Below are 25,125 nucleotides of genomic sequence, written 5' to 3'. Positions count from 1 at the left end.
GCTGGCTTGACGGGGTCGGCGATTATCGCCGATCTGGCCGGTGCACCTCGCCCGCTGCGACGTTCCCGCGGCGAGGCCCCCTACAGCCACCCCTTCTGCCGGGCCAGCCGATAGGCCTCGATGCGGTTGCCCACGCCGAGCTTGCCGATCGCCTCGGACAGGTAGTTGCGCACGGTGCCGTGCGACAGGCTGAGCTGGGTGGCGATGTCGCTGGCGCTCTGCCCTTCGCCGGCCAGGCGCAGCACCTGGCGCTCGCGATCGTTGAGCGGATCGGCCTCGGACCAGGCATCCAGCGCCAGCTGCGGGTCGATCGAGCGCCCGCCGCGATGGACCATGCGCAGCGCCTCGGCGAGGTTCTCCGCCGGCGCATCCTTGAGCAGGTAGCCGGACACGCCGGCCTCCAGCGCGCGACGCAGGAAGCCGGGCCGGGCGAACGTGGTGACGATGATCACCTTGATCGGCAGCTCCTGCCGCTGGATGCGCTGGGCCAGCTCCAGCCCGGTGAGGCCGGGCATCTCGATGTCGGTGACCAGCACGTCGGGCTTGAGGCGCTGGATCTCGCGCCACGCGGCCTCGCCGTCGGCCGCGCTGCCGAGCACCTCGATGTCGCTCTCCAGGTTGAGCAGCGCCGTGAGCGCACCGCGCACCATCGCCTGGTCCTCGGCCAGCAGCACGCGGATCATGCAGCGCTCCCGACGGCACGCGGCGAAGTCACGGCGCCCGCCAGCGGTACGCGCAGTTCCAGCGCGGTGCCCTTGCGCGGCGGCGAGTCGATCGCCAGCGTGCCGCCCAGCGCGCGCACGCGTTCGCGCATGCCGCTGACGCCGTTGCCGTGCGCGGCCAGTCCGCCGCATCCGTTGTCGCTGATCCGCATCCTGAGTTCGCCTTGCTCGCTGGAAATGTCGATGCGCGCCTCGGTGGCGCGCGCATGCCGGTGGATATTGGTGACCGCCTCGCGCAGCACCAGCGCCAACGGCGCCTCGATGGCGTGCGGCAGGGGCGCGAGCCCATCGCAGCCGTCGCAGGCGAACACGATGCCGGAGGCCTCCAGCATCAGCCGCGCCGAGAGCAGCTCGGCGGCCAGGTCGCTGCGGCGCATGCCGGTGACCGCCGCGCGCACCTCGCCCAGCGCATGGCGCGCGACGCGCTCCACTTCCTCCATCTCGCGCTGCGCCGAGGGCGGATCGCGCAGTGCCAGCTTGCGCGCCAGTTCGGACTTGAGCGCCACCAGCGACAGCGTGTGGCCGAGCAGGTCGTGCAGATCGCGGCCGATGCGCTCACGCTCGGCCAGCGTGGCGAGCCGGCGCACTTCTTCCTGCGACAGCCGCAGCTCGGCATCGCGGCGTACGCCGCGCATGTAGATGAAGTTGCTGAAGCCGCCCAGGATCGAGGCGACGAGCACGGTGGCGATCACCCCGTGCTGTGCACGAAGCACGGTTCCCACTACCGACATCACCAGCACCGCACCCACCGTCATTGCCAGCCAGGTGCGCCACGACGGCCCCAGCGCAAGCGCCATGACGCCGATCATCACGTAGATGAATCCGGCACTGTTGAACACCCACAGCGCCAGGCCGAGCGCGGCCAGCGCCAGCGCGTGCGCCAGCATCTGTCTCACCGGCGCGATGTACAGGCGGATGTAGAAAAGCAGGAACAGCGGCACCGACAGCAGCGTCGGACCCATCCAGTGCCAGCTGAAGCCGTGCTCCAGGGGCCGTTGGAACAGGGTGGCAAGAGCCAGCACCTGCACGCCGGCCTGCCAGCGCAGGTACATCGGCGAGCGAAGCTGCCCCAGCAGCGATTGCGGATGCGGCCGGAACAGGCGATGGAACCAGGCGCTCATGCCGCGCTCCGGCCGGTGGCGTCCAGTGACGGCGCGGCCGCGCGCACGCTCTCGCGCAGCGCGGCGTGGGCCAGCCTGGCCGACGGCACCGGCACGCGCACGCGCAGGCAGGTGCCACGCCCGGCCGGCGAGTCGATCTGCAGCGCGCCGTCGATGCCGCGCACGCGCTCGCGCATGCCGGCCAGGCCGTTGCCCTCCAGCACCAGCGCGCCGCGGCCGTTGTCGCCGATCTGCAGCAGCACGTCGGCGCCCTCGACCGACAGCGCGATCTTCGCCTCACTGGCGCGGGCGTGCCGCACGATGTTGGTCGACGCCTCGCGGATCACCAGCGCCAGCGCGCGCTCGACGTGCTCGGGCAGCTGCAGCGCCGGCAGCTGGTAATCCAGGTGCACGCCCGAGGCGCCCAGCAGCAGGCGGGCGGAGGCGAGCTCGGCGGCCAGGTCGGTGGCGCGGATGCCCGTCACCGCGGCGCGCACCTCCGCCAGCGCATGGCGCGCCACGCTCTCAGCCTCGCTCATCTCGCGGCGGGCGGCCTCGCTGTCGCGATCGAACAGCTTGCGCGACAGCTCAAGCTTCAGCGTGATCAGCGACAGCGTGTGGCCGAGCAGGTCGTGCAGGTCGCGGCCGATGCGCTCGCGCTCGGCGGTGGCGGCGAGCCGGCGCACCTCGTCATGCGACAGGCGCAGCTCGGCGTCCTTCTCCTCGCTGGTGCGCTCGGCGTTGACGATCAGGCCGATGATCAGGGTGACGATGGGGATGGTGAAGGTGGCCTGCCACGGGTAGTGCAGCAGCCAGGCTTCTGCCAGCAGCGCCATGTTGAGTCCCACCAGCGTGAGCAGATAGGCGCGCAGCCGCATGCCGCACACGCGCAGCATCACGCAGCCGAACACGAAGTACGTCATCGCGCTGGGGTACCACGGCAGCAGCCCCATGCACAGCAGCACCATGCCGATGGCATAGGTGCGCGAGGCTCGTCGCGAGGCGAGGCAGCACATTGCGTACAGCCACAGGAACAGCGGATAGGAGGCGAGGGTCAGCACGACCCAGCGCAGGTTCCAGGCGTCGCGGTCGAACACCGGCGTGATGAACAGCCAGGCGGTCCACAGCAGGTGCACCGCATCCACCCACGGCGACTTGCCCTTGGCCACGCTGCGCGCTACCAGCGAATCGGGCGCCGGATGCATCCACGCGGGCAGGCTCAAAAAGCGCATGGTTCGATCCCCGTGGCGCAGCGTGCAGTCGGCGAAGCCATCAGCCTAACCGCCGCAACCGCCGCGTCGCCAGCGCGAGGAACACCACCGCGAACCCCGTCAGCGCCAGCACGTGGCCCAGCAGCGGGCCGGAACCCAGGTCCACCGCGGCCAGGGTGAGCTGGTTGAGGTGGTAGCTGGGCCACAGCGGCGCCAGCGTCTGCAGGAACTTCGGCAGCATCGACAGCGGCAGCCACAGGCCGGACAGGAAGGCCATCGGCAGATAGACCAGGTTGAGCAGACCGGGGGCGCCCTGCCCCTTGATCAGCGTGCCCACGAACATGCCCAGCGCGCAGAACGGCAGCACGCCGAACGCGCCGGTGGCCAGCATCGCCAGCATCCGCAGTGGCGACAGCGAAACGCCACCCAGGGTCAGCCCGATGGCGAGCAGCAACACCACCACCAGACTGGCGCAGATCATCGCCATCACCATCTTGCCCAGCAGGTAGGCGCCGGGCGGCATCGGCAGCGCGCGTTTGAGTGTCAGCAGGCCGCCGTCGCGCTCGATCGCCAGCGACACGCCGAAGCCGAACAGCCCCGGCCCGATCACGCCGAAGGTGGTGTAGCTGGCCAGCAGGTAGCGCGAGGCGTCGCTGCCGGGATGGTTCAGCAGCACGCCGAACATCAGGTAGAACACGGTGGAGAACAGCGTCACCGGCAGGATGAAGGAAGGCGCCCGCAGGTAGCGCAGGCATTCGCTGCGGATCTCGGCGAGGTAGGCACCGAGCACGCGGCGCGGCGGCATCGGCAGGACGGCGGCAATGGTGTTCATCAGGCAGCTTCCTGGGTGGCAGTGTCGGTGCGGGTGAGTGCGCTGAACGCCTCGGCCAGGCCGGCGCGGCGTACCTCGAGTTCGGACAGGGCGCTGTCGGCGTCCAGCAGGCGGCGCACCACCGGCTCGGCCGCGGCGGTGGTGACGATCAGCCGGTCGCCCTCGCGGGACGCCCCGGCCACGCCGTTCCAGCCGGCGATGGCCGTCTCGTCCAGATCACTGATGCAGCGGATGCGGGTAAGCGCCACGCGGGCACGCAGGTCGTCGACGCTGCCCTCGGTGAGCACGCGGCCGCGATCGATCACCACCACGCGCTGGGCCAGCGCTTCGGCCTCTTCCAGGTAGTGCGTGGTGAGCACCACGGCGCATCCCTGCGCCACCACCGTGCGCATCGTGGCCCATAGCCGTTCGCGCGCGTCGATATCCATGCCGACAGTGGGCTCGTCCAGAAACAGCAGCTCGGGTCGACCGCACAGTGCCAGGCCGAACTGCACACGGCGCTGCTGCCCGCCGGAAAGCTTGCCGTAGGGGCGCTTCAGCAGGTCGGTCAGGCCCGCCAGGGCAGCGCTTTCGTCCAGCGGCCGCGGATCGGGGTAGTAGCTGGCGGTCAGGCGCAGCAGCTCGGCCACGGTGAGCGTGGCCGGCAGCACCGCCGACTGCAGCATCACGCCGATGCGCCGACGCACCTCCACCCGCTGCGGGTCGGCGCCGAACAGCGTGACCTGGCCGGCCTGCGGCCGTACCAGCCCCAGCAGAGCGGCGACGCTGGTGCTCTTGCCGGCGCCGTTGGGGCCGAGCAGCGCCAGCAGCTCGCCCCGGCGCACGGCCAGGTCGAGCCGGTCCAGCGCGGTAACCGCGCCGTAGCGCAGGGTGACGCCGGCAAGCGCGGCGACGGGGGTGTCCAGGGTGTTCATGCAGGTCTCCTCGGCATGGCGCAACCGTAAGAGGCACAAGGGTTTGCGGCCACTCGCTGGCATCACGCATCGCGCCTGACAGGCGTCATGCGGGGTACCGGGAAACCCGCCCGCGCGGTATCCTCGGCGGATGCCTGAAGCCCGCCAGCCCTTATGCGGCGGTGCATCAGACGGCCCGAGGGGCCTGCGGGAAGGCGCTCCGGGTGCGGTGCGGCGTTCCCGCCCATATCACGAATCCGCCGGCCTGCTTTGCGTTGGGAGCGAGGCGCCGACGGAGGTTGAGGAGGAGCGTTATGCACGTCATTGAACAGCTGCGCGAACTGCGCGAATTCGGCGGCCAGCCGCGGACCACCGGTCTGGACGACGCCAGCATCGAGCGCATGGCTGCGCTGGATCCGATGCTCGGGCAGGCGGTGGCCGAGGCGGTGGCGCGCCATCGCGAGTTGCGCGCGGATCTGGCCGACTTCCTGAAGCTCGACGAGAGCGAGCAGCTCGAGCGCGCGCAGGCCGGCTACGTCAACTTCTACCCGGACGACGCGATCAACCCTTACCTGCCGGCTGCCGCGCGCGGCCCGTGGGTAGTGACGCTGAAGGGCGCGGTGGTCCACGACAACGGCGGCTACGGCATGCTGGGCTTCGGCCACAACGACCCGGTCGTGCTGGAGGCGATGAGCCGTCCGCAGGTGATGGCCAACGTGATGACGCCGAGCGTGGCGCAGCTGCGCATGAACGAGGCGCTGCGCCGTGAGATCGGCCACCGCCGTGGCGGCTTCCCGTTCGCCAGCTTCCTGTGCCTGAACTCCGGCTCGGAGGCCGTGGGCCTGGCCTGCCGCATCGCCGACGTCAACGCCAAGACGATGACCGACGCCGGCGGCCGCCACGAAGGCCGCACGATCAAGCGACTGGCGGTGAAGGGCGCCTTCCACGGCCGCACCGACAAGCCGGCGCTGTACTCGGACTCCTCGCGCAAGACCTACAGCCAGTACCTGGCCAGCTACCGCCACGAAGAGAGCCTGATCACCGTCGCGCCGTATGACGTCGAGCAGCTCAAGGCCGCCTTCGCCGACGCCGACAAGCACGGCTGGTTCATTGAGGCGATGTTCCTGGAGCCGGTGATGGGCGAAGGCGATCCCGGCCGCGCGGTGACGCCGGAGTTCTATGCGGCCGCGCGCGAGCTGACCAAGGCACACGGCACGCTGCTGCTGGTGGACTCGATCCAGGCCGGCCTGCGCGCCCACGGCGTGCTGTCGATCGTCGACTACCCGGGCTTCGAGAAGCTCGACGCGCCGGACATGGAAACCTATTCCAAGGCGCTCAACGCGGGCCAGTACCCGATGTCGGTGCTGGTGGTGAACGAGCGCACGGCCGGGATGTACCGCAAGGGCATCTACGGCAACACCATGACCGCCAACCCGCGTGCGCTGGACGTCGCCTGCGCCACGCTGGGCCAGCTCAGCGACGCGGTGCGCGAGAACATCCGCGAGCGCGGCAAGGAGTTTGTGACCAAGCTCAACGCGTTGAAGGACGAGCTCGGCGGCCTGATCACCAAGGTGCAGGGCACCGGCCTGCTGTTCTCCTGCGAGCTTGCATCGCAGTTCAAGTGCTACGGCGCCGGCTCCACCGAGGAGTACATGCGCGAGCGCGGCATCGGCGTGATCCATGGCGGCGCCAACTCGCTGCGCTTCACCCCGCACTTCAACGTGACCAGCGCCGAGGTCGACCTGATCGTGGCCCACGTGAAGCACGCGCTGCTGCACGGTCCCAAGCGCGAGCAGGCCGAGGCCGCGTAAACCGCCGAGCTGCTCCGCGAGCCGGAACACGAAGGGCGCGTCCTCACCGACGCGCCCTTCGTCTATTCGGGAATCGGCCGCGCAGCCCGATCGACCGGCTCGCGCCGAACACGCACCGGCGCCGACTCGGGCAGGAACGACACCGCCAGCAGGCCGAGCAACACGCTGCCGATCATGTACCACGCCGGTGCCAGCGCATTGCCGGTGAGCCGCGTGAGCCACGCCACCGCGAACTGGGTGGAGCCACCGAACACCGAGATCGCCAGCGCGTAGACCATCGCCAGCGCGCCGGAGCGCACGTGCGCCGGCAGCGACTCGGTCACCGCCACCAGCACGGTGCCGGTGGACAGCGTGGAGGCCACCGTCAGCACGATGGTGGCCCCGTACAGCACGGCACCGCTGCGCTCGCGATCAAGCAGCCAGAACGCGGGCAGGATCGCCAGCAGCAGCACCAGCCACGGCACCAGCATCACCGGCTTGCGGCCGATGCGATCGGACAGCCAGCCGCTCAGCGGATCGCACACCAGCCCGCACAGGCCGATCAGCGCCGTGGCGCCCAACGCCACGCGTTCGGGCAGGCCCAGCGTGGTATTGGCATAGGTGGTCATGTACTCGAGCACGTAGTTGCTGGTGGTGGCCGCGGCCAGCATCGCCAGGCCGAGCAGGCCCACGCGCAGATGGCCCGGCGCGCCCACGCGCGGCGGCGGCGCCCGGCGCGGCTCGAAGGTTTCCACCAGGGTGCGGCGCATCGCCAGCCCGAACGGCACGATCACCGCGCCCAGGCCCAGCGCCACGCGCCAACCCCACGCATCGAGCTCGGCAGGAGTGAGCACGTGCGCCAACCCCACGCCGACCAGCCCAGCCGCCAGCACCGCCGCGTCCGCCCCCATGGCCTGCATGGAGATGTAGAGGCCGCGGCGATGCAGCGGCGCGGCTTCCATCAGGAACGCCGTGCTCGGCCCCACCTCGCCGCCCAGCGCGAAGCCCTGCAGCAGCCGGAACAACACCACCAGCACCGGCGCCGCCACGCCGATCGACGCGTAGGACGGCACCAGCGGCAGGCCGATCACCGCCACGCCGATCAGGCCGAAGGACAACAGCATCGCCGGCTTGCGCCCGCGCCGGTCGCCCATGCGGCCGATCACCCATGCGCCCAGCGGCCGCGTGAGAAAGCCGGCGCCGAAGGTGGCCAGCGAGGCCAGCAGGCTGGCGCCCGGTTCGTCGGAAGGAAAGAACGTGCGACCGATCTGCGTAGCGAAGAACGCGTAGGTGACGAAGTCGTAGAACTCGATGGCGTTGCCCACCGCCACCGCCGCGACCTGGCGCTTGCGCAGCGGGCGGGCGTCCACGGCGTGCGCCGCATCCTCGGTCATGCACTTCCCCTTGGGCCGCACGGCGGCCGGTGCCGGGCAAGCATCGGCGATGCACCGGCCGCTGGCAACGCGGGGCAACCGCCGGACGCAAGAAATTGCACGACATCCGCGCCAGACTGCTCTGCCGGCAGCTGCCGGTCACCTCGGGAGGATCACGCCATGTCGCACTCGTTCCGTCTGCTGTTCGCCGCCACCCTCACGCTCGCCAGCGCGATCGCCTTTGCGGCACCCGCCGCCACCAAGCCGCTCAGCGCGTCGCAGCAGCGCATGTCCGACTGCAGCAAGCAGGCCACAGGCAAGAAGGGCGACGAGCGCAAGGCCTTCATGAGCAGCTGCCTCAAGGGTTCCTCCGCCGCGCCGGCGAAGATGACCCAGCAGGAGAAGATGAAGAAGTGCAACGCGGACGCCGGCAAGCAGTCGCTCAAGGGCGATGCGCGCAAGGCCTTCATGAGCACCTGTCTGAAGGGCTGACCGCCGCGGTCGACCGGCCCGCCACGGGTGCGCGCGCCGGTCCCGAGCCGATAAGCTTGGCGACCACGGCGACACGCGTCGCTCCCCGCCAGGCCACCCGCGCATGCCCATCGTCGAAGTCCGCCACCCGCTCATCCAGCACAAGCTCGGCCTGATGCGCCGGGCCGGCATCAGCACCAAGGATTTCCGCGAGCTGGCCTCGGAAGTGGCGGCCCTGCTGACCTACGAGGCGACCAAGGACCTGGAGACGATCGAGCAGGCGATCGACGGCTGGGCCGGGCCGCTCACCGTGCAGCAGATCAAGGGCAAGAAGATCACCATCGTGCCGATCCTGCGCGCGGGGCTGGGCATGCTGCCCGGCGTGCTCGACCTGATCCCGGCCGCCAAGGTCAGCGTGGTGGGCCTGCAGCGCGACGAGGAAACGCTCAAGCCGGTGACCTATTACGAAAAGCTCACCGGCCGCATGGACGAGCGCATCGCGCTGATCGTCGACCCGATGCTGGCCACCGCCGGCACCCTGCTCGCCACCGTGGACATGCTCAAGGCAGCCGGCTGCCGGCGCATCAAGGGGCTGTTCCTGGTCGCCGCACCGGAGGGGCTGAAGCGCATCGAGGCGGCGCATCCGGATGTGGAGATCTACACCGCCGCCATCGACGAACGGCTCAACGAGCACGGCTACATCCTGCCCGGCCTGGGCGACGCCGGCGACAAGATCTTCGGCACCAAGCAGCTGCCCGACGCGGGCTGAGCCCGTGCGGCGATCGCCGTGCGAAGGGTGACGCGGCGCATGGCGTGATCGGCCGGATGCCTCTGGAGCGGAGCCCCGCTTTGTGGCCCGCGTTCGCGAAACTGTCGTAATAACTTGCTAGCGTGCGGCGTTCATCGGGTCCGGCAAGGACCCCGCCAGAGGGAGTCACAACATGCAGGGAATGAACATGCGGCGCGCCGTGATGGCGACGCTGACCGGCGTGGCGTTGTCGTTTTCAGCCTACGCCAGCGACCTTGAGATCAACCAGTTCCGCGCCCGCGGGCCGGCCGGCGGCAACGACGAATTCGTCGAGCTGATCAACGCCGGCTCGACCGCGCTGGATGTCTCCGGCTACCAACTCAACGGCTCCAATGCCAGCGGCACGGTCGGCACGCGCCTCACGTTGCCGGCCGGCACGAGCATCGCGCCGGGCTGTCACCTGCTGCTGACCAACAAGTCCAGCGGCGGTTATTCCGGCAGCGTGGCGGGCGACCTTACCTACAGCACCGGCGTCACCGATACCGGGGGCCTGGCGATCCTCGATGCGTCCGGCACGATCGTCGACCAGGTCGGCCTGAGCAGCGGCTCGGCCTACCAAGAAGGCACGCCGCTGACCTCGCTGGGCAGCACCAACGGCGACCAGTCCTATATCCGCAGCACCAACGCCGCCGGTCTGCCGAACGACAGCGGCGACAACAGCGCCGACTTCGTGCTGCTCAGCCCCAGTGCGCCGCAAAACAGCGCCAGCCCCTGCGTGGCGCTGGGCGCCAGCATGTCGATCGCCGATGCCAGCGCCACCGTGCGCGGTGCGGCCGACGTGGCGATGCCGTTCACCATCACGCTGTCCAAGCCGGCACCGGCTGGCACGGGCATCACCGTGCACGTGGCCACGGCGGACGACACCGCCTCGGCCAGCGCCGGCGACTACGACGCGCTGAACACCGACCTCACCGTCGCCCCGGGCCAGAGCAGCACCAGCTTCAACGTGACCGTGCACGGCAGCACCGTCGGCAAGACCGACCGTGCCTTCCACATCACCCTGAGCAACCCCTCGGGTGGCTACACGCTGGCCCGCGACAGCGCGATCGGCGCGATCCTGTACGACATTCCGGTCGACGCCGAGATCTGGCAGATCCAGGGCCGCGAGCAGACCTCGCCGCTGCTGGGCAAGACCGTGCTCACCCACGGCAACATCGTCACCGCGGTGGGCCCGGCCGGTTTCACCATGCAGACGCCGGATGCCCGTGCCGATGCCGACCCGCTGACCTCCAACGGCGTCTACGTGTTCACCGGCAGCGCGCCCAGCGTCGCCATCGGTGACGTGGTGGACGTGGATGCGGTGGTGGACAACTACTACCACCTGACCGAACTGAAGAACCCGGTGGTCAACATCTTCTCGCACAATGCGGAACTGCCGAAGGCGGTTAGGTTCGACGCCGGCACGCCCTCGTCCGATCCGCAGCACCTCTCGTGCGGCGCCACCAACTTCCAGTGCTTCATCAGCATGCGGGTGAAGGTGTCCCACGGCATGATCAACACCGGCAACAAGCGCTTCAGCGGCGAGCCGTTCGCCGAGGTGAGCATCACCGCCAGCGGCAAGCGCTCGCTGCGCGAGCCGGGCGTGGTCTACGGCGTGCCGGTGCCGGACGGCGTGAGCCTGCCGAACTGGGACGGCAACCCGGAAGTGTTCAAGATGAACACCGCCGACTTCGGCGCGGTGCCCTTGAACACGCCGTTCAACGCGGGCTCGACGTTCGCCGCCGAGGGCGTGATCTCCTACGACTTCGGCGCGTACACGCTGATCCCGACGAAGTTCCACCTGAAGCAGGCGGTAGAGCTGCCGCGCGCGGTGGACAAGGCGCCACCGGTCGCCCTGCGCGTGGGCGCGCTCAACACCGAGCGCTTCTGCGACACCACGTTCGATACCACCTATACCTGCAGCGGCGGCAGCAAGGAACCCAGCGACGCCGAGGTGCAGCGCAAGACGCAGCGACTCGCCGCGTACATCGGCTCGGTGCTGCGCCTGCCCGACGTGGTCTCGGTGGAGGAAGTGAAAAACCTCGCCCTGCTGCAGGGCCTGGCCAAACAGCTCGGCGACGACTACCACGCCAGCTACGACGCCTACCTGATGGAAGGCCACGACCCCAGCGGCATCGATGTCGGCTTCCTGGTGCGGACCGATCGCGTCAAGGTGCTCTCGGTGCGCCAGCTGGCGGCCGACGAAACCTGGGACGACAACGGCCAGACCGCGTACATCCACGACCACCCGCCGCTGCTGCTGACCGCCCAGGCCGGCCTGATGCGCTTCCAGGTGATCGCGGTGCACACCAAGGCGCGCCAGAACGTGGACAAGACCGGCTCCTCGGCCGATCGCGACCGCGCCAAGCGCTTCGAGCAGGCCCGGTCGATCGCCAGCCAGGTGCAGGCGCTGCAGCAGGCCTCGCCGCTGACCCCGCTGATGGTGGTGGGCGACTTCAACGCCTACCAGTTCAGCGACGGCTTCGTCGACATGGTCGGGCTGATCTCGGGGCGCTACAAGGACAGCGAGAACCTGCTCAAGCTCGGCGGCCCGAACATCGTGCATCCGGCACTGTGGAACGCGGTGGAATCGGTACCGTACAACGACCGCTACTCGTTCCAGTTCACGCAGAACTTCGGCGAGATCCAGGGCTACACCAGGGCCGGTTCGGGCAACTCCGGCCGCTCGGTGCCGACCTTCCAGGTGCTCGACCACGCCCTGCTGAACTGGCCGGCGCGCCTGCGCTTCATGCGCATGCAGTACGGCCGCGGCAACCTCGACGCCCCGGCGCAGACGCTGGACGATGCCGCTTCGGCCACCGACGCGACCAAGGCGATCGGCGCCTCCGACCACGATGGCTTCGTGGTCGAGCTGCTCGATCCCTCGATCGTGATCGGCCGGAGGCACCGCGTGCACTGAACTCGTCGCAAGCCGTAAAGGCAAAGGCCACGCCCGTCGCCGGGCGTGGCCTTTTTCATAGCGGAGAACGGGCCGCCGGGCTCAGGCGGTACGCGTCGCACCCAGGCGGGCGAAGCGGTCGGTCGCCTCGACCAGCTCGTGCAGGATGCCAGGCTCGAACGCCGAATGGCCTGCGTCCTGCACGATCCGCAGATCGGCTTCCGGCCAGGCGCGATGCAGGTCCCACGCGCTGCGCATCGGGCAGACCACGTCGTAGCGGCCTTGCACGATCACCGCCGGAATGTTGCGGATGCGCTCGACGTGGCGCAGCAGCTGGTCGTCGTGCGCGAAGAAGCCGCCGTTGACGAAGTAGTGGCACTCGATCCTTGCGAAGGCCAGCGCGAACTCGTCCTCGGCGCTGGCATCGATGTGGCTCTTGTCCTGCCACAGGAAGCTGGTGGCGCCTTCCCACACCGACCAGGCGCGTGCCGCCGCGACGCGGGTGGCGGCGTCATCGCTGGTAAGGCGGCGGTGATAGGCGCTCATCAGGTCGCCGCGCTCGGCTTCGGGGATCGCCGCCAGATAGGTTTCCCACGCGTCCGGATACAGCGCGTCGCAGCCCTTCTGGTAGAACCATTCCAGCTCCCAGCGGCGCAGCATGAAGATGCCGCGCAGCACCAGTTCGGTGACGCGATCCGGATGCGTCTCGGCATACGCCAGCGCCAGCGTCGAGCCCCACGAGCCGCCGAACACCTGCCAGCGATCGATGGCCAGATGCCCGCGCAGCCGCTCGATGTCGGCGACCAGATCCCAGGTGGTGTTGTCGGTGAGCTCGGCGTGCGGCGTGGATTTGCCGCAACCGCGCTGGTCGAACAGCACGATGCGGTACACCGCCGGATCGAAGAAGCGCCGGCACTTCGCATTGACCCCGCCACCCGGCCCGCCGTGCAGGAACACCACCGGCTTGCCATGGGGGTTGCCGCTCTGCTCGTAGTAGAGCGTGTGCAGCGGCGAGACCTTCAGCAAGCCGCTGTCGAACGGCTCGATTTCGGGATACAGCGTACGACGCTCCGACGACATGCGTGCTCCTGGAAAGCGGGTTGGCCGATTAGGCTAGCACGCGTGCAGGGCGCTCACTTGGGCACGCGCAGGGCCGATTCGCGCAGGGCCTGATCGTGCAGGACCTCGTCGGATTCGGCCTGCTGCTCGGCCTCGTGGGCCTCGCCGGGAAGGTGTGAATGCGGGTGCACGTGCGCACCGGCGGCGGGATCGCTGCTGCTCGGGGTATTGGGTTTCACGTCTGCGCCTGTCGATGATCAGTGACGGCCGTCCGGCGACGGCGGCGGGATGAACAGCTTGCCCGGATTGAGGATGCCATTGGGATCGAACACCTGCCGCACGCCGCGCATCAGGGCGATCTCCGCCGCGCTGCGGGTGCTCTCCAGGTAGGCCCGCTTGACCAGGCCGATGCCGTGCTCGGCCGAGATGCTGCCGCCGAACTGCCGCAGCGTGACGGCCAGGTGCTTGGTCACGTGCTCGCACTGGGCGATGAAGGCCGCGTCGTCCATGCCCGGCGGCGTCAGCACGTTGATGTGCAGGTTGCCGTCGCCGATGTGGCCGAACCACACCACCTCGAACTGCGGATACTCGCGGGTGAGCAGCTCCTGCATGGCGTGCAGGAAGTCCGGTACCGCGCTGATGCGCACGGAGACGTCGTTCTTGTAGGGACGCCGCGGCGCCACGGCTTCGGTGATGCCTTCGCGCAGGCGCCACAGTGCGGTGGCCTGCGCGTCACTCTGGGCGATCACGCCGTCGCTGATCCAGCCCTGCTCCACGCCTTCCTCGAACGCGGCCAGCGCCGCGTCCTGCGCGCGCTCGTCGGCCGCGTCGAACTCGGTGACCACGTAGTACGGGTGCTCGCCGTCGATCGCGCGCTGGGCGCCGTGCGCCAGCACGTGACGCAGCGCCACGTCGGTGAAAAATTCGAACGCCTGCAGCGCCAGCCGGGCGCGGAACAGGGCGAACACGCGCATCAGCGCGTCCATGTCCGGCAGCGCCAGCAGCATCACCTGCGAGGGCGGCGGCGGATCGGTGAGCTTGAGCGTGGCCTCGACCACGATGCCGAGCGTGCCTTCGGAGGCGATCATCAGCTGGCGCAGGTCGTAGCCGCTGGAGTTCTTGATCAGGCCGCGGTTGAGTTCCAGCACTTCGCCGGTGCCGGTGACCACGGTCAGCCCGGCGATCCATTCGCGCGTGTTGCCGTAGCGGATGACGCGAATGCCGCCCGCGTTGGTGGCAATGTTGCCGCCGATCGAGCACGAGCCGCGGGCGGCGAAGTCCACGGGGTAGATCAGGCCGTGCGTCTTGGCCGCGTCCTGCACTGCCTGCAGCGGCATGCCGGCCTGCACGGTGAGCGTGCGATCGACCGCGTCGAAGGCAAGCAGTTGGTTCATCCGCTCCAGGCTCACGACCAGTTCGCCGTGCGCCGCCACGGCGCCGCCGGACAAACCGGTGCGCCCGCCGGAGGGCACGATCGCCACGCCGTGCCCGTTCGCCCAACGCACCACCGCCTGCACCTCGGCCACGCTGGCCGGCAGGGCGATCGCCAGCGGGGCGGGCGTCCAGCGGCGCGTCCAGTCCCGGCCGTAGTGCTCCAGGTCGGACGGATCGGTCAGCAGCCGCAGTGCGGGCAGATCGGCGGCAAGTTGGGCGAGACGTGCATCGGTCATGGGCGGATCCTGGCGCAGGCGCCTAGGGTGACATTGCACCGGAAACCGGTCCAGTGGTGCGCTGCCGCATTCCGCCCGCGGCTCTGGCATAGTGGCCGCCTGTCCCGCGGCGTTGGATCGACATGAAGACCTCGTACCCCAAGCAAGACATCAAGGTGCTGCTGCTCGAAGGCGTCAGCCAGAGCGCGGTGGAAACCTTTCGCCAGGCCGGCTACACGCAGATCGAGTACCACCAGAAGTCGCTGCCGGAAGCGGAGCTCAAGGCACGCGTGGCCGAGGCACACATCGTCGGCATCCGCTCGCGCAGCCACCTCACCGCCGACGTGCTGGCCGAGGCCAAGCGGCTGATCGCGGTGGGCTGCTTCTGCATCGGCACCAACCAGGTCGACCTGGCCACGGCGAAGAAGCTCGGCGTGCCGGTATTCAACGCACCCTATTCCAACACCCGCAGCGTGGCCGAGCTGGTGCTGGCCGAGACGATCATGCTGCTGCGCGGGATCCCGCAGAAGAACGCGCTGTGCCACCGCGGCGGCTGGACCAAGTCCGCCGCCGGCAGCTACGAAGCGCGCGGCAAGACGCTGGGGGTGATCGGCTACGGCCACATCGGCACCCAGGTCGGCGTGCTGGCCGAGGGGCTGGGCATGCAGGTGATCTTCCACGACATCGAGACCAAGCTCTCGCTGGGCAATGCCCGCGCAGCGGCCAGCCTGGATGATCTGCTCGAGCGCTCGGACGTGGTGACCCTGCACGTGCCCGAGACGCCCGCCACGCAGATGATGATCAGCGCCGAGCAGCTGGCGAAGATGCGCGCCGGCTCGCTGCTGATCAACGCTTCACGCGGCACCGTGGTCGACATCGACGCACTGGCGAGCGCGCTGCGCCGCGAGCACCTGGCGGGTGCTGCGATCGACGTGTTCCCGGTCGAGCCGAAAGGTAACGACGATCCGTTCGTCTCGCCGCTGGTCGGCATGGACAACGTCATCCTCACCCCGCACATCGGCGGCTCCACGCTGGAGGCGCAGGACAACATCGGCATCGAGGTGGCCGCCAAACTGGTGCGCTACAGCGACAACGGCTCGACCCTGTCGGCGGTGAATTTCCCCGAGGTGTCGCTGCCGGAGCATCCGAAGAGCCGCCGCCTGCTGCACATCCACCAGAACGTGCCGGGTGTGCTGTCGCGCATCAACGAGCTGTTCTCGGCCGGCAACATCAACATCGACGCGCAGTTCCTGCAGACCGATCCGCAGGTGGGCTACGTGGTGATCGACGTCTCCGCCGACGAGGCGCAGGCCAACGCGCTGAAGGACAAGCTGGCCGCGATCCAGGGTACGCTGCGCACCCGCGTGCTCTACTGACTCCCACGTTCTGCATTGCGCAAACGGCAACGGCGCCCAAGGGCGCCGTTTCTTCTTGTTCCGATTGGTCGGGGCGGCCGGATTCGAACCGACGACCCTCTGCCCCCCAGGCAGATGCGCTACCAGGCTGCGCTACGCCCCGACGATCGAACAAGTCAGCAAGTCTAGCAGCTAGCCGGCAGCAGCCGGAAGCCTCGGGACGTACCGATCAACTTGGACGGCGCAGCAGGCTGAGGATTTCTTCCAGTTCCATGCGCACCTGGCGCACGATCTGGTGCGACATGCTCGCTTCCATCCGCGCCTGCGGGCCTTCCAGCCGGGCGCGAGCGCCGGTGATGGTGAAGCCCTCGTCGTACAGCAGCGAGCGGATCTGGCGAATCATCAGCACGTCGTGGCGCTGGTAATAGCGACGGTTGCCGCGACGCTTGACCGGATTGAGGGCAGGAAACTCCTGCTCCCAGTAGCGCAGCACGTGCGGCTTCACTCCGCACAGCTCACTCACCTCACCGATGGTGAAGTAGCGCTTGGCCGGAATGGCTGGAAGCTCGGTGTTATTCCCTTGGTCCAGCATAGCTCTCGACCCGCACCTTGAGTTTCTGACCCGGACGGAACGTCACAACCCGGCGGGCGGAGATCGGAATCTCTTCGCCCGTCTTCGGGTTGCGTCCCGGACGCTGGTTCTTCATACGCAGGTCGAAGTTGCCGAAACCGGACAATTTGACCTGCTCCCCCTTTTCCAACGCTTCGCGGACCACCTCGAAATAGGCGTCCACGAACTCCTTCGCCTCACGCTTGTTGAGGCCCACCTCGAGGAACAGGCGCTCGGCCATTTCCGCCTTGGTCAGCGCCATCTCAACCTCGCAACCTTGCCTTGCATGCCTTCTCCAACGCAGTGACCGCCTCACGTACGCAACGGTCCGCGTCGTCGTCGGTAAGCGTGCGTGAAGCGTCCTGCAAAATCAAGCCCATAGCGAGGCTTTTTCGGCCTGCTTCGACCCCCTTGCCACTGTAGCGGTCGAACAGTTTGAGCTGACTGAGCACGCCGCCGAGCGTGTCACGGACCACCTGCTCGATCTGTGACCAGCGCACCGCCTCAGGCAGGTCCAGCGCGAGATCGCGGCGGACCGAGGGGAAGCGCGGCACCGATCGTGCACGCGGCAGGCGCCGGTCCAGCAGGGGTTCGAGCGCCACTTCCAGCACGTGCACGTCCGGCCCGAGGTCCAGCGCCTTGGCCAGCTGCGGGTGCAGCGCACCGAGGTAGCCGACGGTGGCACCGTCGCGTGCCACGCGGGCGCCCCGGCCCGGGTGCAGCCAGGCCGGCAACTGATCGGCATGCACTGACCAGCGCTGCGGCTCGCCGCCCCAGGCGATGATGGCGTCCAGGTCGCCCTTGAGGTCGAAGAAGTCCAGCGCGCGCGCGCTCTCGCCCCACTGCTCGGCCCGGGCGCTGCCGCAGGCGGCGATGGCCAGGCTCGGCGTTTCCACTGGCGGATCGCCGGCGGCAAACACCCGGGCCACCTCGAACAAACGCACCCGCTCCTGCTGGCGCGCGCGGTTGTGACGCAGCGATTCGACCAGCCCGGGCAGCAGCGACGGCCGCATCACCGCCAGGTCGGCCGACAGCGGATTGGCCAGCGGCACCAGCGCGTCGGCGAAGCCCCAGCGCGCCAGCAACTCGGCCGACACAAACGACAGGTTCACCGCCTCGTGGTGGCCGCGCGCGGCCAGCTGCTCGCGCAGGGCGAGGTCGCCGATGCGCGCTTCCGGCTCGGCGGCCAGCGTCAGCGCGCCGGCCGGCGTGTGGGTGGGAATGTTGTCGTAGCCGAAGATGCGCGCCACCTCCTCAATGAGGTCTTCCTCGCGCTCGATGTCGAAGCGGCTGCTTGGCGCGGTGACGGTCCAGCCATCGGCGGTGGGCGCCACCTGCATGCCCAGCGCGGTGAAAATGCGCGCCACTTCGGCGTCGTCCACGGTGACGCCCAGCACGCGACGGAGCCGCTCCCGACGCAACGCGACCGGCACCGGCTGCGGAAGGTCTTCCGGCCGCTCGGCCACCAGCACCGGACCGGCCTGACCGCCGACGATCGCCAGCAACAACTCGGTGGCGCGCTCCAGTGCGCGCTGCGGCAGCGCCGGATCGACGCCACGCTCGAATCGGTGCGAGGCATCGGTGTGCAGGCCGAGCTTGCGTGCCTTGCCCATGATCGCCGCCGGTGCGAAGTGGGCCGATTCCAGGAACACGTTGGCGGTGGCGTCGGTGACCCGCGAGTCATACCCGCCCATCACGCCGGCCACGGCCAGGCCCTTGCGTTCGTCGGCGATCACCACGAAGCCGCCGTCGAGCGTAGCTTCGCTGCCATCGAGCAGCTTGAGCGTTTCGCCTGCCGCGGCGTGGCGCACCACGATGTCACCGTCGAGCGCGTCGTTATCGAACGCGTGCATAGGCTGACCCAGCTCGAGCATCACGTAGTTGGTCACGTCGACCACCGCGCTGATCGGCCGCAGGCCGGCGCGGCGCAGGCGCTCGGCCATCCACAGCGGCGTGCGCGCGCTGGCGTCGATGCCCTCAATGACCCGGCCGAGATAGCGCGGCGCATCCTTGCCGGCCTCCAGCCGGATGCCGCGGCGGGCGGCTCCGGACACCGGAGCAGCGCCCTGAGCCGGCACCTTCACGTGGCTGCCGAACAGCGCCGCCACGTCGTGCGCCAGGCCGACCAGGCCCAGGCAGTCCGGGCGGTTCGGGGTGAGCTTGAGCTCGAAGCTCGCATCGGGCAGGCCGAGGTAGGTCGCCAGCGGCTGGCCAACCGGTGCGTCGAGCGGCAGTTCCAGCAGGCCGGAGGCGTCGGCATCGACGCCCAACTCCTTGGCCGAGCACAGCATGCCGAACGATTCCACGCCGCGCAGCTTGGCCGCCTTGATCGCGACACCACCAGGCAAGGACGCGCCGACCGTGGCCAGCGGCACCTTGATGCCGACGCGCGCGTTCGGCGCGCCGCAGACGATCTGCAGCAGCTCGCCCTGCCCCGCATTAACGCGGCAGACCTGCAGGCGGTCGGCTTCCGGATGCTTTTCGGCGGCCACGATCTCGGCCACCACCACACCGTCCAGGCCCTCGCCCAGCGCGGTGAGTTCCTCAACTTCCAGGCCCGCCATGGTCAGCGCATGGGCCAGCTGGGCGCGGTCGGCCTGGATCTCGACCAGCTCGCGCAGCCAGTTCTCGGAGAATTTCATCGTTGTTGATTCCTTGCCGGCTTACGCGAACTGCTTGAGGAAGCGCAGGTCGTTCTCGAAGAACGCGCGCAGGTCGGAGACGCCGTAGCGCAGCATGGCGAAGCGCTCCACGCCCAGGCCGAAGGCGAAGCCGGTGTAGCGCTCCGGATCGATGCCGCAGTTGGCCAGCACGTTGGGGTGGACCATGCCGCAGCCGAGCACCTCCAGCCAACGGCTCTGGCCGTCCTCGGTTTCCCAGCGGATGTCCACCTCGGCCGAGGGCTCGGTGAAGGGGAAGTAGCTGGGACGGAAGCGCATCTCGAAATCGCGCTCGAAGAACGCGCGCACGAACTCGGCCAGCGTACCCTTGAGATCGGCGAAGCTGGAGGTTTCGTCGACCAGCAGGCCCTCGATCTGGTGAAACATCGGCGAGTGGGTCTGGTCCGAGTCGCTGCGGTAGACCTTGCCCGGCGCGATGATGCGGATCGGCGGCTGGCGCCCCTTCATCGAGCGGATCTGCACCGGTGAGGTATGCGTGCGCAGCAGCCGGCCGTCACCGAAGTAGAAGGTGTCGTGCATGGCACGCGCCGGATGGTGCGGCGGGAAGTTCAGCGCCTCGAAGTTGTGCCAGTCGTCCTCGATCTCCGGACCGTCGGCGCGCTGGTAGCCCAGCCGCGCGAAGATCGACGCGATGCGCTCGAGCGCCCGGGTGATCGGATGGATGCCGCCCCGTTCGCCATCGCGGCCGGGCAGGCTGATGTCGATGGTTTCGGAGGCGAGGCGCCGGTCCAGTTCGGCCTGCTCCAGCGTCGCCTTGCGCGCAGCCAGCGCGTCGGCCAGCCGGTCCTTGACTCGGTTGACCTCGGCACCGCGGGCCTTGCGCTCTTCAGGCGCCAGCGCGCCCAGCGACTTCAGCGCGGCAGTGACGATGCCGCTCTTGCCGAGCAGGCCGACGCGCAAGGCGTCGAGCGCGTCGAGCGAGGTGGCCTGTTCGATATCGGCCAGCGCCTGCGCGGCGCGGCTGTCCAGATCGTCCATCGATGCGATTCCGGTGAATGCCCAAACAAAAACGGGGAGGAGGCGTTGGCCTCCTCCCCGCTTGCTTTACATCATATCGTCGGCGCGCGAGCGCCCGAACGATCAAGCAGCCAGACTGGCCTTCGCCTTTTCCGCGATCGCGCCAAACGCCTTGATGTCGTGCACCGCGATATCCGCCAGCACCTTGCGATCAACCGTGATGCCGGCCTTGGCCAGGCCATTGATCAGGCGGCTGTAGGACAGGCCGAACTGACGGGCGGCAGCGTTGATGCGCACGATCCACAGGGCGCGGAACTGACGCTTGCGCTGCTTGCGACCGATATAGGCGTACTGACCCGCCTTGATGACGGCCTGGTTGGCAACGCGGAAGACCTTGCGGCGGGCGTTGTAGTAGCCCTTGGCGCGGCCGATGATTTTCTTGTGACGACGACGGGCGGTGACGCCACGCTTTACACGAGCCATGGTAGGTCTCCTGCCTTAGAGGTACGGCAACATGCGAGCCACACCCTTGGTGTCGCACGCCTTGACGTGGTTGGTGGCACGGAGACCGCGCTTACGCTTGGTCGACTTCTTGGTCAGGATGTGCGACTTGAACGCGTGGCCTGCCTTGAACTTGCCGGAAGCGGTCTTGCGAAAACGCTTCGCCGCCGCCCGGTTGGTCTTGATCTTGGGCATGGGAATGCTCCATGAGTGGGTCTTGCAACCCGGTTTCTGACTGATTCGGCGGCGCCCTTGCGGACACGCTTTCCATCCTGCCGACATCGGTTCACGACCCGTCCGTGTGGGTCGAACCAGCAATTATACGGGCTTGTGGGCCCTGATACCAGTAGGAGCGCACCCTGCGCGCGATGCTCTTCGTCACCTGACGGAAAGCATTCGCGCACAGGGTGCGCTCCTACGGAAAGCCACCAGCGCCGGGGGCGCCGGAATGCTTATTTCTTCTTGGGCCCGATCATCATGACCATCTGTCGGCCTTCCAGACGCGGATAGGACTCGATCTGGCCGTTCTCGCCCACGTCTTCCTGGATCTTCTTGGCCAGGTTCTGGCCCAGGTCCTGGTGCGACATCTCGCGACCGCGGAAGCGGATGGTGACCTTGACCTTGTCGCCCTCTTCCAGGAAGCGGAGCATGTTGCGCAGCTTGATCTGGTAGTCGCCCACGTCGGTGACGGGGCGGAACTTCACTTCCTTGATCTCGACCTGCTTCTGCTTCTTCTTGGCGGCCGAAGCCTTCTTCTGGGCCTCGAACTTGAACTTGCCGTAATCCATGATGCGGCAGACCGGCGGGTCGCCGTTGGGCTGGATTTCGACCAGGTCGAGGCCGAATTCCTCGGCAGCACGCAGCGCCTCGTCACGCGTGAGGATGCCCATCTGCTCGGAATCCGGACCGATGACGCGAACCCGCGGGACGCGGATTTCGAGGTTGCGGCGGTTGCCCTTAGTGTCGGTGGTAGCGATACCACTATCCTCCAGAAGAAGTGTCAGTGGACCGGATGGAGCGCCTCAGCGTCCGATCTCGGCCTGCAAGTGCTCGATGAAGGCGGCCAGCGGCATGCTGCCCAGATCCTCGCCCGAACGGGTACGCACAGAAACGGCGCCGGCTTCCTTTTCGCGATCACCCACGACAAGCAAGTACGGCACCTTCTGCAAGGTGTGTTCGCGGATTTTATAGCCGACCTTTTCGTTGCGCAAATCGGCCTCGACCCGGAAACCTTTGTCGACAAGGGTTTGCGTCACTTCGCGGACATAATCGGCCTGCGCGTCGGTGATCGAGAACACCGCTGCCTGCACCGGCGCCAGCCAGGCCGGCAGCAGCCCGGCGTGGTGCTCGATCAGGATCCCGATGAAGCGCTCCATCGAGCCGACGATGGCCCGGTGCAGCATCACCGGATGGCGCTTGTGCGACTGCTCGTCGACGTACTCGGCCCCCAGCCGCTCGGGCATCATGAAGTCCACCTGCATGGTGCCGACCTGCCAGGCACGGCCGATCGAGTCCTTCATGTGGTACTCGATCTTCGGGCCATAGAAGGCACCCTCGCCCGGCAGCTCCTCCCACTGTACGCCGGCCGCCGACAGCGCGGCACGCAGCGCGGCTTCGGCGCGATCCCACACCTCGTCGGTGCCGATGCGCTTATCCGGCCGCAGCGCGATCTTCAGCGCGATGTCCTGGAAGCCGAAGTCCGCGTAGACCTGCATCGCCTGCTGGTGGAACGCGGTGACTTCCGACTCGATCTGCTCGGCCGTGCAGAAGATGTGGCCATCGTCCTGAGTGAAGGCGCGCACGCGCATGATCCCGTGCAGTGCGCCGGAGGGCTCGTTGCGGTGGCAACCGCCGAACTCGCCATAGCGGATCGGCAGCTCGCGGTAGCTGTGCAGCGTGGTGTTGAAGATCTGCACGTGGCCGGGGCAGTTCATCGGCTTGAGCGCGTAGGTGTGCTTCTCCGACTCGGTGAAGAACATGTTCTCGGCGTAGTTGTCCCAATGGCCGGACTTCTTCCACAGCGACACGTCCAGCACCTGCGGGCAGCGCACCTCCTGGTAGCCGCTCTTCCTGTACACGCCGCGCATGTACTGCTCCACCTGCTGCCAGATCGCCCAGCCCTTGGGGTGCCAGAACACCATGCCGGGGCCTTCTTCCTGCTGGTGGAACAGGTCCAGCGCCTTGCCGATCTTGCGGTGGTCGCGCTTCTCGGCTTCCTCCAACTGGTGCAGGTAGGCCTTCAGATCCTTGTCGTTGAGCCACGCGGTGCCGTAGATGCGGCTGAGCATCGCGTTGCTGGAATCGCCGCGCCAGTAGGCGCCAGCCACCTTCATCAGCTTGAACGCGCGCAGCTTGCCGGTGTTGGGCACGTGCGGGCCGCGGCACAGGTCGGTGAACTCGCCCTGCGAATACAGCGACAGCTCCTCGTTCGACGGGATCGACTCGATGATCTGCGCCTTGTACTCCTCGCCCAGGCCGCGGAAGAACGCGATCGCCTCGTCGCGCGACTTCACGCTGCGCGTCACCGCCAGCTGTTCGTCGACGATCTTGTGCATCTCCGCCTCGATCTTCGGCAGGTCCTCCGGAGTGAAGGGCCGTTCGTAGGCGAAGTCGTAGTAGAAGCCGTTCTCGATCACCGGGCCGATCGTCACCTGCGCACCGGGAAACAGGCGCTGCACGGCCTGGCCCATCAGGTGGGCGGTGGAGTGGCGCAGGATCTCCAGCGCCTCGGGGCTCTTGTCGGTGACGATCTGCAGGCTGGCGTCGCGGTCGATGGTGAAGCCGGCATCCACCAGCTTGCCGTCCACCTTGCCGGCCAGGGTGGCCTTGGCCAGACCGGCGCCAATGGAGGCGGCCACGTCCTGCACGGTCACGGGGTGCTCGAACGGCCGCTTGCTGCCGTCGGGAAGGGTGATCTCGATCATGAAAGGGTCTCTCGGAGAAAGCAGAAAAGGGCGTGACGCCCTTTTCGTATGACAAGGCGCGATGAAGATTCAGCGTGGGCGGGAAGTAGTGGACATGTCGCACACTCGACCGGCGCTCGGGACGCGGGTCACCTTGTCAGGAAAGGTCGAAACAGAACGCTAGTCTAGCCCAGAAACGGCCGTCGATCCGCGCCAGCGGGCGCTTTGCACTGGCGGCGCTAGAATGAGGGAATTCCCACTCTGCCTCGGCTTCCTCCATGCGCATCCTGGTCACCGGTACGGCCGGTTTCATCGGCGCCGCCCTGGCGCAACGCCTGCTCGACCGCGGCGAGGAGGTGTGGGGGTTGGACAACCACAACGACTATTACGATCCGGCCCTCAAGGAAGCGCGACTGGCGCGGTTCGTCGACCATCCGCACTACACGCACCAGCGCGCCGACCTGGCCGATGCGGCGGCAATCGAGCACGCCTTCGCGACCTTCCGGCCGCAGCGGGTGGTCAACCTCGCCGCCCAGGCGGGCGTGCGCTATTCGCTGAAGAATCCCCAGGCCTACGTGTCCAGCAACCTGGTCGGCTTCACCAACGTGCTGGAAGGCTGCCGGCACCACGGCGTGGAGCACCTGGTCTACGCCTCGTCCAGCTCGGTATACGGCGCCAACCGCAAGCTTCCATTTGCGGTCGAGGATGCCGTGGACCATCCGGTCAGCCTGTACGCGGCGACCAAGAAGGCCAACGAGCTCATGGCGCACACCTACAGCCACCTCTACGGCCTGCCGACCACCGGACTGCGCTTCTTCACCGTGTACGGCCCGTGGGGCCGGCCGGACATGTCGCCGATGCTGTTTGCCGAACGCATCAGCCGCGGCGAGCCGATCGACGTGTTCAATTTCGGCAATCACAGCCGCGATTTCACCTACATCGACGACATCGTCGAGGGCGTGATCCGCACGCTCGACCACCCCGCACAGGCCGATCCGTCCTACGACCCGATGCATCCCAACCCGGGCACATCGAACGCGCCCTACCGCGTGTACAACATCGGCAACGACCAGCCGGTGCAGTTGCTGCGCTTCATCGAGCTGATGGAACAGGCGCTGGGCCGCACCGTGGAAAAGCGCCTGCTGCCGATGCAGCCCGGCGACGTGCCCGATACCTGGGCCGACGTCTCCGCCCTGCGGCGCGACGTGGGCTATGCGCCGAACACCTCCATCGAAGAGGGCGTGGCGCGCTTCGTGGCGTGGTACCGGGAGTATCACGAACGGGGCTGAGCCCCCTGGGAAGCTCCGTTCTCCGGAGGCGCGCTGCAACCAG

At 68.2% G+C, this 25,125-nt stretch carries 23 protein-coding genes and 1 tRNA gene; 6 read left to right on the top strand and 18 right to left on the bottom strand.

Annotated features, from left to right (window positions below; genetic code table 11):
- Nucleotides 1–80 precede the first annotated feature (80 nt).
- The 5 genes from ISP17_RS04965 to ISP17_RS04945 are packed head-to-tail and all read right to left on the bottom strand — an operon-like array spanning nucleotide 81 to nucleotide 4,779.
- Nucleotides 81–683, bottom strand: a complete 603-nt coding sequence (locus ISP17_RS04965) for a response regulator transcription factor (protein WP_404630611.1) — start codon at nucleotides 681–683, stop codon at nucleotides 81–83.
- Nucleotides 680–1,843: a sensor histidine kinase gene (locus tag ISP17_RS04960; RefSeq protein ID WP_404630609.1), complete on the bottom strand. Its 1,164-nt coding sequence runs from the start codon at nucleotides 1,841–1,843 to the stop codon at nucleotides 680–682. Before ISP17_RS04960 ends, ISP17_RS04965 begins: the two co-directional genes overlap by 4 nt.
- Nucleotides 1,840–3,054, bottom strand: coding sequence for a sensor histidine kinase (locus ISP17_RS04955; RefSeq protein WP_404630607.1), 1,215 nt, complete (start codon nucleotides 3,052–3,054; stop codon nucleotides 1,840–1,842). The genes ISP17_RS04960 and ISP17_RS04955 overlap by 4 nt, the downstream gene beginning before the upstream one ends.
- Before the next feature lie 40 nt (nucleotides 3,055–3,094).
- Nucleotides 3,095–3,865: an ABC transporter permease gene (locus ISP17_RS04950; protein ID WP_404630605.1), complete on the bottom strand. Its 771-nt coding sequence runs from the start codon at nucleotides 3,863–3,865 to the stop codon at nucleotides 3,095–3,097.
- The gene (locus ISP17_RS04945) at nucleotides 3,865–4,779 is read right to left on the bottom strand and encodes an ABC transporter ATP-binding protein (protein WP_404630603.1); all 915 of its coding nucleotides are present in this window, start codon (nucleotides 4,777–4,779) and stop codon (nucleotides 3,865–3,867) included. The genes ISP17_RS04950 and ISP17_RS04945 overlap by 1 nt, the downstream gene beginning before the upstream one ends.
- A 293-nt stretch (nucleotides 4,780–5,072) precedes the next feature.
- On the opposite strand from ISP17_RS04945, the gene ISP17_RS04940 reads away from it, so the two are divergent.
- Nucleotides 5,073–6,569, top strand: a complete 1,497-nt coding sequence (locus tag ISP17_RS04940; protein ID WP_404630601.1) for an aminotransferase class III-fold pyridoxal phosphate-dependent enzyme — start codon at nucleotides 5,073–5,075, stop codon at nucleotides 6,567–6,569.
- 62 nt (nucleotides 6,570–6,631) lie between these two features.
- Here ISP17_RS04940 and ISP17_RS04935 read toward each other — a convergent pair whose 3' ends face one another.
- Nucleotides 6,632–7,942, bottom strand: a complete 1,311-nt coding sequence (locus ISP17_RS04935) for an MFS transporter (RefSeq protein WP_404630599.1) — start codon at nucleotides 7,940–7,942, stop codon at nucleotides 6,632–6,634.
- Between the two features lie 159 nt (nucleotides 7,943–8,101).
- On the opposite strand from ISP17_RS04935, the gene ISP17_RS04930 reads away from it, so the two are divergent.
- The 3 genes from ISP17_RS04930 (at nucleotide 8,102) to ISP17_RS04920 (ending at nucleotide 12,099) form a co-directional block, all read left to right on the top strand.
- A complete protein-coding gene (locus ISP17_RS04930; protein ID WP_404630597.1) occupies nucleotides 8,102–8,413 on the top strand; it encodes a PsiF family protein in 312 nt (103 codons plus the stop codon).
- Between the two features lie 103 nt (nucleotides 8,414–8,516).
- Nucleotides 8,517–9,161 carry a uracil phosphoribosyltransferase gene (gene upp, locus ISP17_RS04925; RefSeq protein WP_404630595.1) on the top strand — a complete coding sequence of 215 codons (645 nt, stop codon included), beginning with the start codon at nucleotides 8,517–8,519 and terminating at the stop codon, nucleotides 9,159–9,161.
- Nucleotides 9,162–9,333: 172 nt separating this feature from the next.
- Nucleotides 9,334–12,099: a lamin tail domain-containing protein gene (locus ISP17_RS04920; protein WP_404630593.1), complete on the top strand. Its 2,766-nt coding sequence runs from the start codon at nucleotides 9,334–9,336 to the stop codon at nucleotides 12,097–12,099.
- An 81-nt stretch (nucleotides 12,100–12,180) separates the two neighbouring features.
- Here ISP17_RS04920 and pip read toward each other — a convergent pair whose 3' ends face one another.
- Genes pip through ISP17_RS04905 form a run of 3 tightly spaced genes read right to left on the bottom strand, consistent with a single transcriptional unit; the run spans nucleotide 12,181 to nucleotide 14,807 of the window.
- Nucleotides 12,181–13,158 (bottom strand): prolyl aminopeptidase, encoded by a 978-nt coding sequence (gene pip / locus ISP17_RS04915; protein ID WP_404630591.1) that lies wholly within the window; start codon nucleotides 13,156–13,158, stop codon nucleotides 12,181–12,183.
- Nucleotides 13,159–13,211: 53 nt separating this feature from the next.
- On the bottom strand, nucleotides 13,212–13,376 hold the full coding sequence (locus tag ISP17_RS04910; protein ID WP_404630589.1) for a hypothetical protein: 165 nt from the start codon (nucleotides 13,374–13,376) through the stop codon (nucleotides 13,212–13,214).
- Nucleotides 13,377–13,394: 18 nt separating this feature from the next.
- The gene (locus ISP17_RS04905; RefSeq protein WP_404630587.1) at nucleotides 13,395–14,807 is read right to left on the bottom strand and encodes an FAD-binding oxidoreductase; all 1,413 of its coding nucleotides are present in this window, start codon (nucleotides 14,805–14,807) and stop codon (nucleotides 13,395–13,397) included.
- Nucleotides 14,808–14,929: 122 nt separating this feature from the next.
- On the opposite strand from ISP17_RS04905, the gene serA reads away from it, so the two are divergent.
- Nucleotides 14,930–16,162 (top strand): phosphoglycerate dehydrogenase, encoded by a 1,233-nt coding sequence (gene serA / locus ISP17_RS04900; RefSeq protein WP_404630585.1) that lies wholly within the window; start codon nucleotides 14,930–14,932, stop codon nucleotides 16,160–16,162.
- A 65-nt stretch (nucleotides 16,163–16,227) separates the two neighbouring features.
- Here serA and ISP17_RS04895 read toward each other — a convergent pair.
- The 9 genes from ISP17_RS04895 to thrS form a co-directional block, all read right to left on the bottom strand.
- Nucleotides 16,228–16,304: transfer RNA gene (locus ISP17_RS04895), tRNA-Pro, on the bottom strand.
- A 66-nt stretch (nucleotides 16,305–16,370) separates the two neighbouring features.
- Nucleotides 16,371–16,733, bottom strand: coding sequence for a MerR family transcriptional regulator (locus ISP17_RS04890; RefSeq protein ID WP_404630583.1), 363 nt, complete (start codon nucleotides 16,731–16,733; stop codon nucleotides 16,371–16,373).
- Nucleotides 16,714–17,013 (bottom strand): integration host factor subunit alpha, encoded by a 300-nt coding sequence (ihfA, locus tag ISP17_RS04885; RefSeq protein WP_404630581.1) that lies wholly within the window; start codon nucleotides 17,011–17,013, stop codon nucleotides 16,714–16,716. Before ihfA ends, ISP17_RS04890 begins: the two co-directional genes overlap by 20 nt.
- Nucleotide 17,014: 1 nt before the next feature.
- Nucleotides 17,015–19,393 carry a phenylalanine--tRNA ligase subunit beta gene (gene pheT, locus ISP17_RS04880; RefSeq protein WP_404630579.1) on the bottom strand — a complete coding sequence of 793 codons (2,379 nt, stop codon included), beginning with the start codon at nucleotides 19,391–19,393 and terminating at the stop codon, nucleotides 17,015–17,017.
- Nucleotides 19,394–19,414: 21 nt separating this feature from the next.
- The gene (pheS, locus tag ISP17_RS04875) at nucleotides 19,415–20,410 is read right to left on the bottom strand and encodes a phenylalanine--tRNA ligase subunit alpha (RefSeq protein ID WP_404630577.1); all 996 of its coding nucleotides are present in this window, start codon (nucleotides 20,408–20,410) and stop codon (nucleotides 19,415–19,417) included.
- 102 nt (nucleotides 20,411–20,512) lie between these two features.
- Nucleotides 20,513–20,872, bottom strand: coding sequence for a 50S ribosomal protein L20 (gene rplT, locus ISP17_RS04870; protein ID WP_017463630.1), 360 nt, complete (start codon nucleotides 20,870–20,872; stop codon nucleotides 20,513–20,515).
- Between the two features lie 15 nt (nucleotides 20,873–20,887).
- Nucleotides 20,888–21,085 (bottom strand): 50S ribosomal protein L35, encoded by a 198-nt coding sequence (gene rpmI, locus ISP17_RS04865; RefSeq protein ID WP_038615747.1) that lies wholly within the window; start codon nucleotides 21,083–21,085, stop codon nucleotides 20,888–20,890.
- A gap of 257 nt (nucleotides 21,086–21,342) precedes the next feature.
- Nucleotides 21,343–21,867, bottom strand: coding sequence for a translation initiation factor IF-3 (gene infC / locus ISP17_RS04860; RefSeq protein ID WP_404631443.1), 525 nt, complete (start codon nucleotides 21,865–21,867; stop codon nucleotides 21,343–21,345).
- Nucleotides 21,868–21,912: 45 nt separating this feature from the next.
- Entirely contained in the window at nucleotides 21,913–23,814 is a 1,902-nt protein-coding gene (gene thrS / locus ISP17_RS04855; RefSeq protein ID WP_404630574.1) for a threonine--tRNA ligase, read from the bottom strand.
- A 257-nt stretch (nucleotides 23,815–24,071) separates the two neighbouring features.
- On the opposite strand from thrS, the gene ISP17_RS04850 reads away from it, so the two are divergent.
- Nucleotides 24,072–25,082: an NAD-dependent epimerase gene (locus ISP17_RS04850; protein ID WP_404630572.1), complete on the top strand. Its 1,011-nt coding sequence runs from the start codon at nucleotides 24,072–24,074 to the stop codon at nucleotides 25,080–25,082.
- Nucleotides 25,083–25,125 lie beyond the last annotated feature (43 nt).

This window comes from Dyella ginsengisoli (assembly GCF_044904665.1).
Lineage (GTDB): Bacteria > Pseudomonadota > Gammaproteobacteria > Xanthomonadales > Rhodanobacteraceae > Dyella_A > Dyella_A ginsengisoli.
The sequence above is the reverse complement of the archived record's forward strand: the minus strand, read 5'-3'. Positions and strand labels throughout refer to the sequence as shown.

Coding starts and splice junctions, on each gene's coding strand:
- ISP17_RS04965 (WP_404630611.1), bottom strand. CDS start 683: ATGATCCGCGTGCTGCTGGCCGAGGACCAGGCGATGGTGCGCGGTGCG.
- ISP17_RS04960 (WP_404630609.1), bottom strand. CDS start 1,843: ATGAGCGCCTGGTTCCATCGCCTGTTCCGGCCGCATCCGCAATCGCTG.
- ISP17_RS04955 (WP_404630607.1), bottom strand. CDS start 3,054: ATGCGCTTTTTGAGCCTGCCCGCGTGGATGCATCCGGCGCCCGATTCG.
- ISP17_RS04950 (WP_404630605.1), bottom strand. CDS start 3,865: ATGAACACCATTGCCGCCGTCCTGCCGATGCCGCCGCGCCGCGTGCTC.
- ISP17_RS04945 (WP_404630603.1), bottom strand. CDS start 4,779: ATGAACACCCTGGACACCCCCGTCGCCGCGCTTGCCGGCGTCACCCTG.
- ISP17_RS04940 (WP_404630601.1), top strand. CDS start 5,073: ATGCACGTCATTGAACAGCTGCGCGAACTGCGCGAATTCGGCGGCCAG.
- ISP17_RS04935 (WP_404630599.1), bottom strand. CDS start 7,942: ATGACCGAGGATGCGGCGCACGCCGTGGACGCCCGCCCGCTGCGCAAG.
- ISP17_RS04930 (WP_404630597.1), top strand. CDS start 8,102: ATGTCGCACTCGTTCCGTCTGCTGTTCGCCGCCACCCTCACGCTCGCC.
- upp (WP_404630595.1), top strand. CDS start 8,517: ATGCCCATCGTCGAAGTCCGCCACCCGCTCATCCAGCACAAGCTCGGC.
- ISP17_RS04920 (WP_404630593.1), top strand. CDS start 9,334: ATGCAGGGAATGAACATGCGGCGCGCCGTGATGGCGACGCTGACCGGC.
- pip (WP_404630591.1), bottom strand. CDS start 13,158: ATGTCGTCGGAGCGTCGTACGCTGTATCCCGAAATCGAGCCGTTCGAC.
- ISP17_RS04905 (WP_404630587.1), bottom strand. CDS start 14,807: ATGACCGATGCACGTCTCGCCCAACTTGCCGCCGATCTGCCCGCACTG.
- serA (WP_404630585.1), top strand. CDS start 14,930: ATGAAGACCTCGTACCCCAAGCAAGACATCAAGGTGCTGCTGCTCGAA.
- ISP17_RS04890 (WP_404630583.1), bottom strand. CDS start 16,733: ATGCTGGACCAAGGGAATAACACCGAGCTTCCAGCCATTCCGGCCAAG.
- ihfA (WP_404630581.1), bottom strand. CDS start 17,013: ATGGCGCTGACCAAGGCGGAAATGGCCGAGCGCCTGTTCCTCGAGGTG.
- pheT (WP_404630579.1), bottom strand. CDS start 19,393: ATGAAATTCTCCGAGAACTGGCTGCGCGAGCTGGTCGAGATCCAGGCC.
- pheS (WP_404630577.1), bottom strand. CDS start 20,410: ATGGACGATCTGGACAGCCGCGCCGCGCAGGCGCTGGCCGATATCGAA.
- rplT (WP_017463630.1), bottom strand. CDS start 20,872: ATGGCTCGTGTAAAGCGTGGCGTCACCGCCCGTCGTCGTCACAAGAAA.
- rpmI (WP_038615747.1), bottom strand. CDS start 21,085: ATGCCCAAGATCAAGACCAACCGGGCGGCGGCGAAGCGTTTTCGCAAG.
- thrS (WP_404630574.1), bottom strand. CDS start 23,814: ATGATCGAGATCACCCTTCCCGACGGCAGCAAGCGGCCGTTCGAGCAC.
- ISP17_RS04850 (WP_404630572.1), top strand. CDS start 24,072: ATGCGCATCCTGGTCACCGGTACGGCCGGTTTCATCGGCGCCGCCCTG.